The sequence below is a fragment of the Pseudomonas sp. Fl4BN1 genome, assembly GCF_009908285.1.
Taxonomy (GTDB): Bacteria; Pseudomonadota; Gammaproteobacteria; order Pseudomonadales; family Pseudomonadaceae; genus Aquipseudomonas.
Genome location: NZ_JAAARM010000084.1, coordinates 1 through 1231 on the forward strand (window position 1 = coordinate 1; position 1231 = coordinate 1231).

Below are 1231 nucleotides of genomic sequence, written 5' to 3' on the forward strand. Positions count from 1 at the left end.
GCTGGTGAACCAGGTGCTGCAACAAATCCTCAATTCTCCCCGCTAACGAGGCACAGCATGGCACTCGGCAAAGTCAGCGTTCATAACCTCAACCTCGGCCAGGGTGCCGTGACCGAGATCGAGCGCTATTTCCTGATCATTGGCACCGGCGCTAAGAACGTCGGCCAGTTGATCCCCCTGAACACTGACAGCGACCTGGACGCCCAGCTGGGCATTCCCCCCAACGATCTGAAAACCCAGATCACCGCTGCACGCCAGAACGGTGGCGATCGCTGGGCCTGCGTGGCGGCGCCGATCGCTGCAGACGGCGACTGGACCGCCGCCCTGGAAAAGGCCCAGCAGCAAGGCTTCTCGGTCGAAGGCGTAGTGATCACCAAGCCTGTGGCCACCGCCGCAGAACTGTCGGCCATGCATGACGCGGCCGAGGCGATCGCCAACACCTACGGGCGCCGGCTGTTCGTGATGGCTGCCGCCGTAGGCATCACGGTCCAGCAGACCTGGAACGAGTACCTGGGCGAGCGCAAGGCGCTGACCAAGGACTTGCTGGCCCCGCGTGTTCTGATCGTTCCTCAGTTGCATGGCAATGACCTGGGCGTGCTGGCCGGCCGCCTGGCCAACGCGGCGGTGAGCATCGCCGATAGCCCCATGCGCGTGGCCAGCGGCGCCCTGATGGGCCTGGGCGAGACGCCCCAGGACAAGGAGGGCATCCCACTGCCGAGCGCGATCCTGGCCGAGCTGGACAAGGCCCGTTACTCAGTGCCGCAGACCTATCCGGATTACCCGGGCGTGTACTGGGGCGACGGCAACATGCTGGACGCGCCGGCGAGCGACTACCTGGTGATCGAGTACCTGCGTCTGGCCGACAAAGCCGCCCGCCAGGTCCGGCCGCTGCTGATTCGCCGGGTCGCTGATCGGCGCCTGAACAACTCGCCGGCGAGCATGGCCGCCGCTGTCAGCGCCTTTATGAAACCCCTGCGCGCCATGGCGAAGTCCACCACCTTCGCCGGCCAGGTGTTCCCCGGTGAGATCGAGTCGCCCAAGGACGGCGACGTGGTCCTGGTCTGGAGGACCAAGACCCGCGTGGAGCTGTTCCTGAAAATCAAGCCCCTCAACTGCCCGAAAGACCTCACGGCGAACATCGCCCTGGACCTTTCCAACGACGACTAGGAGTAACCCCACATGTCCCGCATTGGCGGCAAGAACTTCGACATTGCCCTGGGGGATCTCCAGG

The 1231-nt window shown here is 64.9% G+C and carries 1 protein-coding gene; it reads left to right on the top strand.

Annotated elements, in window-relative coordinates:
• Window positions 1-57: 57 nt before the first annotated feature.
• A complete protein-coding gene (locus GV818_RS33660) occupies window positions 58-1167 on the top strand; it encodes a DUF2586 domain-containing protein (protein ID WP_161778739.1) in 1110 nt (369 codons plus the stop codon).
• Window positions 1168-1231 lie beyond the last annotated feature (64 nt).

Coding starts and splice junctions, on each gene's coding strand:
- GV818_RS33660 (WP_161778739.1), top strand. CDS start 58: ATGGCACTCGGCAAAGTCAGCGTTCATAACCTCAACCTCGGCCAGGGT.